6 protein-coding genes and 1 tRNA gene are annotated in these 7,809 nt (G+C 59.9%); 1 reads left to right on the forward strand and 6 read right to left on the reverse strand.

Annotation, left to right across the window (positions count from 1 at the left end):
* The 3 genes from clpX to tig form a co-directional block, all read right to left on the reverse strand.
* On the reverse strand, positions 1 to 1,353 hold the full coding sequence (clpX, locus tag Q0G75_RS02680; protein WP_294414768.1) for an ATP-dependent Clp protease ATP-binding subunit ClpX: 1,353 nt from the start codon (positions 1,351 to 1,353) through the stop codon (positions 1 to 3).
* A 14-nt stretch (positions 1,354 to 1,367) separates the two neighbouring features.
* The gene (locus Q0G75_RS02685; protein ID WP_042433952.1) at positions 1,368 to 1,988 is read right to left on the reverse strand and encodes an ATP-dependent Clp protease proteolytic subunit; all 621 of its coding nucleotides are present in this window, start codon (positions 1,986 to 1,988) and stop codon (positions 1,368 to 1,370) included.
* A 182-nt stretch (positions 1,989 to 2,170) separates the two neighbouring features.
* On the reverse strand, positions 2,171 to 3,553 hold the full coding sequence (gene tig, locus Q0G75_RS02690; protein ID WP_294414769.1) for a trigger factor: 1,383 nt from the start codon (positions 3,551 to 3,553) through the stop codon (positions 2,171 to 2,173).
* A gap of 252 nt (positions 3,554 to 3,805) precedes the next feature.
* Between tig and Q0G75_RS02695 the strand changes: the two genes are divergently transcribed.
* Positions 3,806 to 4,168 carry a hypothetical protein gene (locus tag Q0G75_RS02695; RefSeq protein WP_114620725.1) on the forward strand — a complete coding sequence of 121 codons (363 nt, stop codon included), beginning with the start codon at positions 3,806 to 3,808 and terminating at the stop codon, positions 4,166 to 4,168.
* Between the two features lie 350 nt (positions 4,169 to 4,518).
* Here Q0G75_RS02695 and sstT read toward each other — a convergent pair whose 3' ends face one another.
* The 3 genes from sstT to Q0G75_RS02710 all read right to left on the reverse strand — a co-directional run bounded on the left by sstT (position 4,519) and on the right by Q0G75_RS02710 (position 7,623).
* Entirely contained in the window at positions 4,519 to 5,757 is a 1,239-nt protein-coding gene (gene sstT, locus Q0G75_RS02700) for a serine/threonine transporter SstT (protein ID WP_294414770.1), read from the reverse strand.
* A gap of 99 nt (positions 5,758 to 5,856) precedes the next feature.
* Positions 5,857 to 5,942 (reverse strand) — tRNA-Leu (locus tag Q0G75_RS02705).
* 154 nt (positions 5,943 to 6,096) lie between these two features.
* Positions 6,097 to 7,623, reverse strand: a complete 1,527-nt coding sequence (locus Q0G75_RS02710) for an NYN domain-containing protein (RefSeq protein ID WP_294414771.1) — start codon at positions 7,621 to 7,623, stop codon at positions 6,097 to 6,099.
* Positions 7,624 to 7,809: the final 186 nt, after the last annotated feature.

A 7,809-nucleotide genomic window follows, 5' to 3' on the forward strand; every position in this document is an offset into this window, starting at 1 on the left:
TTAGACGCTCATCTCCGGTTGCTCGGGAATAGAAGCGATCACCGGGGTGGTCTCCCCCGTGATATCGGTGGCGCGAACCACCACCGTCGAAGCACCTTCGTGCTCCGGCAGGTCATACATAACGTTTTGCAGCACGCGCTCGCAGATGCTGCGCAGGCCGCGCGCACCCGTGCCATGCTCCAAAGCCTCGCGTGCGATGGCGCGAAGGGACTCGTCGGTAAACGTCAGCTCGGATTCCTCAAATTCGAACATGCGCTTGTACTGCTTGACCAACGCGTTCTTAGGCTCGGTCAGGATACGCACCAGATCGTCCTCGGAAAGCTCGGACAAGCTGGTGACGACCGGGATGCGGCCGACGAATTCGGGAATCATGCCGAACTTGTTCAGGTCCTCGGGCAGAACCTGCGCCAGCAACGCGGCATCGGCGTGCTTTTTCGACTCGGGCATATCGGCATTGAAGCCCAAGCCCGACTTGCCGACGCGCTCGGCGATGATATCCGCCAAGCCGACGAACGCACCACCCAGAATAAACAGGATGTTGGTCGTGTCGATATGGATAAGCTCCTGCTGAGGATGCTTGCGACCGCCCTGCGGCGGCACGGATGCCTCGGTGCCCTCGACGATCTTGAGCAGCGCCTGCTGAACGCCTTCGCCGGACACATCGCGCGTGATGGAAAGGTTCTCGGCCTTACGGGCCACCTTGTCGATCTCGTCGATGTAGATGATGCCGATCTCGGCTCGCTCGATGTTGAAATCGGCGGCCGTGATGAGCTTGAGCAGGATGTTCTCGACATCCTCGCCGACATAGCCGGCCTCGGTGAGCGTGGTCGCATCCGCGATGGCGAACGGAACCTGCAGCGTACGGGCGAGCGTTTGGGCCAGCAGCGTTTTGCCGGAGCCCGTAGGCCCGAGCAGCATGATGTTCGATTTCGCGAGCTCGACATCGCCTTCCTTGGCCTGCTCGCCAAGGCTGATGCGCTTGTAATGGTTATACACCGCAACGGACAAGGCACGCTTAGCGGCCTCCTGCCCCACCACATGCTCGGACAGCTCGGCATACAGCTCATGAGGCGTAGGAAGCTGCGAGAGCACGAGCTCGGGGCTAGGCGCCGCGGCTTGCTCCATATGGGCCTCTACAACCCTGTCGTTGCCGGCCTCGCCCATGGCGGGAACCTGCAAACCCAGGTCGCGCATCATGGCGTCGGCGCATACGGAGATGCACTCATCGCAGATGTAGATGCCGTTGGGGCCCGAGATCATGGCCGCAACCTGATGCGGATGCTTGCCGCAAAATGCGCACACGATGTCCTTAGGGTCCTTGCCCGCGTATTGATCGTCGTGTCTATCGTTCATCGAGATTATCGTTCCTATTCAGATTTGGCCATCGCCGCACGGGACGTGACGATACGGTCGACAAGGCCGTACTCGAGAGCCTGCTCGGCGGTCATGTAATTGTCGCGTTCGGTGTCGCGCTGGATGGTGTCCAGAGACTGACCGGTGTTATCGGCCAGGATCTTGTTCAGGCGCTGGCGGGTTTTCAGCATGAAGTCTGCCACGATAGCGATCTCGGTCTGCTGACCCTGAGCACCGCCGGAAGGCTGATGGATGAGCACCATGGAATTGGGCAGGCACAGACGCTTGCCCTTCGCGCCGTTGGACAGCAGCACGGCAGCCATCGACGCGCACTCGCCCAAGCAGATGGTGGAAACGTCGCACTTGATGAAGTTCATGGTATCAAGGATGCCCAGACCAGCGGTCACGCTACCGCCCGGGGAGTTGATGTAGAGGCTGATGTCCTTTTCAGGATCGGCCGACTCCAGATGAAGCAGCTGCGCGACCACGGAGTTGGCCACCTGGTCGTCGATCTGCTCGCCCAAGAAGATGATGCGCTCGTTGAGCAGGCGGGAATAGATATCGTAGCTGCGCTCGCCACGCGGCGACTGCTCCACAACGTAGGGGATCAGAGCAGAATGGGGGTTGAAACTCATGTAAGCCTCGCTTCTCTTGAAAAGCCGCCGCAGCGGCCAAAAGGTTTGATAGCTATAGTGCGGCAACATGGCCGCGCGCGCAAGCGCTATGACGCATTCATGGAGTAACCACAGCCCGCCCAGGCATGCGCACGATCACGCGCGCACCTCCTGGGCGGGCTGAAAATGGCTGACAGCTTGTGCTATTCGGCGTCGTCGGCCTTGGCAGCCTTCTTAGCGGCCTTCTTGGCCGGCTTCTCATCGGCAGCCTTCGGCTGAACCTCGGTGACAACCGCCTTGTCCATCAAGTCCGTGACGGCCTTCGTGCGCAGCACGCCCTCGCGCACCATGTGCAGCTGGCCGTTCTTGCGCCAATCCTCTTCCAGGGCAGCCGGATCCTCGACGCCGGACTTCACGAACTCCATGGTGACGTCCGCATCGGAGACCTGCATGTCGAAATGACGGGCCCAAGCATCCAGAGCCAGGTCCTGCTTGACGTTGTCAGCGGCCTGCAGCTTGATGTCGTCCTTGAAGTTCTCGGCCTTCAGGCCCATCTGCTGCAGATAGGCGTCGAAGGACATGCCGGAAGCCTGCAGCTGCTGGAACAGCTCCTGCAAAAGGCTAGCCTCGGCGGCCTCGGCCATGGCAGCGGGAACCTCGACATCCATGCGCTCGATGAGCTTATTCAGGCAAGCGCGCTCCTTCAGGCCCGGCAGCATGGACTTCTTCTGAGCGGTCAGGCTCTCGGCCAGGCGCGTGCGCAGCTCCTCGACGTTCTCGAAGCCCAGGGTCTCCTTGACCCACTCGTCGGTGACCTCGGGGAGGATCTTCTTGCGGACGGCCTTGACCTCGACGTCGAAGTGGATCTTCTCGGTCTTGTCCTTGAGCGCGCGCAGCAGAACGGGCGGGTTGGCCGGCATGTCCAGATCGAACTCTGCGGTCTGGCCCTTCTTCAGGCCCACCAGCTTCTCCTCGAACTCCTCGGGCAGAAGACCGGCACCCATGGTGTAGGGGCGCTCCTCGGTGGACAGGCTCTCAATGGCCTCGCCCTTGTCGTCGGTGGACTTCATGGCGATGGTCAGCTCGGAGTCGACCTTGACTTTGGTGTTGGCCGGAGCATCCTTGAACGTGAAGTAATGCTCGCGGAAGTGCTCGATCTGATCCTCGATCTCCTCATCGGTGGCCTCTTCGCCGGGAAGCTCGATCTCGACGGGCTCGTAGCTGTCCAGCTCGACCTCGGGCTTGCACTCGATGGTGAAGGTGTAGGAGTACTCCTTGCCGTCCTCGACCAGGCCGGGCTCCTCAGCGAACTCAGGCTTGCTGATCGGGAACAGGCCCTTTTCGTCGATGGCGATGGGGGAAAGGCCGTTCACCACTTCGTCGGCGACGGAGGCGCGGACGGCGTCCTTGCCCAGCGCGTTATCGATAATGGGACGCGGGGCCTTGCCCTTGCGGAACCCAGGGAAGTTGTACTTGTTAGCGAATTCCTTATACGTATTCTTGATACGGGCGTCGACGTCCTTGGCATCGAGGGTGATGGTCACCTTCGCGCGGTTGCCCTCAAGAGCCTCAACTTTAGTTTCCACGTAGCTATCCTCCATCGTTACTTGCTCATAGGTGCTATAGCGCACCGACCTGTTATTATGGCACATTCCACCCGTTCGATAAAGCTGAGGTCCCGCGTTCACGAACGAACCACGGAAACGCAAGGAGCGGCGCGCAATGGGACGCGCGAAAAGCACCGCGCCGCTTGCCACATTTGCCTACCAAAACGAACCTGTTCAGGGTATCATAACTATGTCTGAAAACGCACACTCAACGCACCAGAGGAAATCATCATGGCTTCCATCGAATTGAACATCCTGCAAGAGCGGGAACTTGGCCGCTTGCTTGATTACGAACGCGCAACCTGTACCGTTGACGGCGAGCTGGTCTATCGCTGCGCATTCCCGTTGCGCCCCGACGACGATCTGCAGCGCGAGCTTATCGAGCGAGGCGCGCTTGCCAAGCGCCCGGACGATCGCCGAGGCACCGTGGTAGCCATCACCACCGACGGATACTCCTACTTCCCCGCAAAGCGCAAGGAACAGGAGGAGCGCAACCGCGACAAGCATCATGACACCCGACTTGTGGGGCTTTCGGCCTGCTTCGCAGCTGCATGCGTCATCATCGGCTTTTTGCTGGGCAGGTTCGTGGGATAGCACGCAACCTCTTCTTCCATAGACGACCAAAGGGCGCCCAGGCGCCCTTTTTCGTTGTCCCGCATCGTAAACCGACCCAGCAAAACGAACGTCGAGGACACCCCCGTCCGAACATGGATCTGCTTGGTCCCACGCTTTCGCGAACGTTTCGGACCTTGAAGGTTCGCAGCATCCGTCAAGACGGCCAGTTGCCCGCAAGACCGCAAAACCCGTATAAGGCCGCTCCGAGCTTCAAGCTCTTCACGCAAGGCGCATCCAAACGGCAAACCGTCTCCAATCGCAAAGAAGGGGCGCAAACGCGCCCCTTCGGAATATGCCAGGATGCTTGATCTCAGATTGCAGTTTCAACCTTATGCATCTGCACCGGGCTTGAAATCGCGACCCTCGCGACGCCACTGCATGTACTCGGCGGAAGCCGCGAACAGCACGTCGGTGGAGGAGTTGATGGCCGTCTCCACGGAGTCCTGGATAACGCCGATCACAAAGCCGATGCCGACGACCTGCATGGCGATATCGTTGCCGATGCCGAACAGGCTGCAGGCCAGCGGGATGAGCAGCAGGCTGCCACCGGCAACGCCGGAAGCGCCACAAGCGGATACGGCGGAAAGCGCGCCAAGGATGACCGCGGTGCCGAAGCCGACCTGGATGCCCATGGTATGCGCAGCCATCATCGCCATAAGGGAGATGGTGACGGCAGCGCCGCCCATGTTGATGGTGGCGCCCAAGGGAATGGACACGGAGTAATTGTCCTTGTTCAGGCCCAGCTTCTTGCACAGCTCCATGTTCACGGGGATGTTAGCTGCGGAGCTGCGGGTGAAGAATGCCGTGACGCCGGAATCCTTCGTGCAACGCCACACCAGCGGATAGGGGTTCTTGCGGAAGCACGCGAACGCCAAAAGCGGGTTGGTCACGAAAGCAACCACGGCCATGGCGGCGAGGAGCACCAACAGAAGCTGACCGTACTCGGTGAAGATCTCAAGACCGTTGGTGCTGACCGAGGTGTACACCAAGCCCAGGATGCCGAACGGAGCCAGGGAGATGATCCAACGCACAACCTGGGAAACCGCATCGGAGATAGCGGCGAAAACGTCCTTCACGCCGTCTTTGGCATGACGCAGAGCGATACCGAGGAGCACGGCCCAAGCAAGAATGCCAAGGTAGTTGGCATTGGTCAGGGCATCAACGGGATTGGATGCGATGGACAGCAGAAGCTTGGTGAACACCGATCCGATATCGGAAGGAGCCGCAGAGGTATCCTGTGCGGCGGCCAAGGTAAGCTCCACAGGGAACAGGGAGCTCATCAAAACGGCGACGAACGCCGCGATGAACGTAGCAGCCAGATACAAGATCACGACCACCTTCATGGCACCGGCGCCCTTCGCATTGGCGAGCGCGCTGATGACCAAGAAGAACACCAGGATGGGGGCCACGCCTTTCAGCGCGGAGACGAACAGCGTCCCGAACATCTCGAGCACGTCGTTACCCGGCCAAAACACACCCAGCACGGCACCGATGACCAGGCCGACCAGAATGCGCTTGATCAGGCTGATGTCGTTCCACTTCCGCCCGATCGCCTTCAAAGTTTCCATTTCAACCGTTCCTTCCCGCCTGCTTCCCCGCAAAAGAGAATGCAAGCTTCAGCATAAAGCAGCTGAGGGGAGCATGCATGCGTGCATGCTCCCCTCAAATGGTGCGGGCGAAAGGACTTGAACCTTCACGGGGGTTGCCCACCAGAACCTAAATCTGGCGCGTCTGCCAATTCCGCCACGCCCGCACGCCCATCTGCGCGATTTTGCGCCTAGCAATCATAGCAAAACCACGGGCTTGCGCGAGGGTCGATCAGCGGGTTATCGCCCTAAACGGCGGATTTAACCGGATAGAAACACGTAATGCGCCGAATAATGCGACGCATCACGGAAAACGAAAGCCTATTCTTCCAGCACGGCGAAATAGTCAATGCCGCGCTTCTCAACCTTGATATCGGCTAAAGATGCGATGTACTGCCTCATTTGAGCGAACCCGTGGTCGCGAACCTTAAACGACTTGAATGCGCTTCGCACAAGCTTGGACAGGTCCGCAACGCCGACCCCGTCGACACCCGCGTCGCGCACGGCATCGAAGATGAGCTGCTCGGGCGTCTGCCCCTGTGCCTGCTCCGGCCGTTGAGCACGCGAAGGCTTACGACGCTTGCGAGCCGATTTGGAGCCCCGAGCCTCGGGTTGAAGCGCGACCCCTTCCCCATCCTCTTGTGCGGCAGATGCTTCGTCGGAGGCGGGCACGCGGTCGTCTTCGGAGGAGTCAGCCGATACGGCCGCAGGCTGCGCCCCATCGGGGGCTTCAACGGCAGCTGCATCAACAGACACCGCCCCATCACGGGACGCGTCATCTGTCCGGTCGCGCTGGCCGCGCCCTTTCGCTCCTGCCTCCTCAGACGAGACAGCCTCTTCGACCTCGATCCCATCGGTCGATACAGGCTCGGCTTTATCCGATTCGCCGCCGAGGGCTTGCATCCGGTCGTCAGCGCTGCCGGCTTTCGAGCGGGACCTGCGGGATCGAGACCTGCGAGACCGACGCGGCTTATCGCCTTCTTGCGTTTCGGACGCGCCATCCTGCGAATCGACGGCGTTGTCGTCGGGTCGGCTTTCGGAATCAGCGGGAACCGCCGATCCCGTTCGCCCGTCGTCGACAGATTGGCCGCCAACGGATGCCGTGGAGCTTTCCGTCAGCTCCACCATCACGCTATTGCCATCCTTGGTGACCTGGACGCTAGAGAACTCACCGAGCAGCTTCGTAAGCTGGTTGGTACCGTAGCTGCGCACATCAAAGTCGGGATAGCGTTTGAGAAGACGGCTGCCGACCTCACCAAGGCCCGTAGCCTTACCGTTATTCTGGTTGTCCGTTACGATATCGGCGACGGCGCGCTCGACCTGCTCGACGCTCGGGCCGCTACCCTGCCCCGCAGCCGAAGCTGCCTGGCCCCGATGCCCGCGCCGGGACGCTTTGCCGCCTTCGCCCACAAGCAGCTCAAGCGTGGTGAAGATATCGCACGCCTTGCGAAACGGAACGGGCGTCTTCTTCTCCCCCATGCCGATGACGGTCAGGCCGCTTTCGCGGATGCGGCTTGCAAGACGCGTGAAATCGCTATCGCTCGAAACGATGCAAAACCCCTCTACCGATCCGGTATACATGATGTCCATAGCGTCGATGATCATGGCAGAATCGGTAGCGTTTTTGCCCGTGGTGTAGCTAAATTGCTGAATGGGCGTGATCGAGTTCTCAAGTAGAGCATCTTTCCATTTCGCATGCAACGTGCTCGTCCAGTCGCCATAAATACGCTTATAGGTGATTGTGCCGTATTTCGATAGCTCGTCGGTGATCGGTTTGATGTACTTCGCAGAAACGTTATCCGCATCGATGATGAGCGCGAATCGTTTCTCAGATGATTTGGAATCCAATATGTCTCCTTTTGGGAATCTGCTCCCGTGGGCATGATGTGTCGTGCACATTGTACGACAGCACCGCAAGCCAGAACCGTCCCTAGGGGCCCGAAAGTACAATGCACGAAATCAGGACCACCCGCATAGCGGGTGGTTTGCTCTTAGGGTATAACCCATGGAAGGCCGGCGCGCGCCTAAAGACGC

Source organism: uncultured Senegalimassilia sp., assembly GCF_934636665.1.
Taxonomy (GTDB): Bacteria; Actinomycetota; Coriobacteriia; order Coriobacteriales; family Eggerthellaceae; genus Senegalimassilia.

What these genes read in the sequence shown, in the direction of transcription:
- clpX (WP_294414768.1), bottom strand. Translation starts at nt 1,353, where the DNA reads ATGAACGATAGACACGACGATCAATACGCGGGCAAGGACCCTAAGGAC.
- Q0G75_RS02685 (WP_042433952.1), bottom strand. Translation starts at nt 1,988, where the DNA reads ATGAGTTTCAACCCCCATTCTGCTCTGATCCCCTACGTTGTGGAGCAG.
- Q0G75_RS02695 (WP_114620725.1), top strand. Translation starts at nt 3,806, where the DNA reads ATGGCTTCCATCGAATTGAACATCCTGCAAGAGCGGGAACTTGGCCGC.
- sstT (WP_294414770.1), bottom strand. Translation starts at nt 5,757, where the DNA reads ATGGAAACTTTGAAGGCGATCGGGCGGAAGTGGAACGACATCAGCCTG.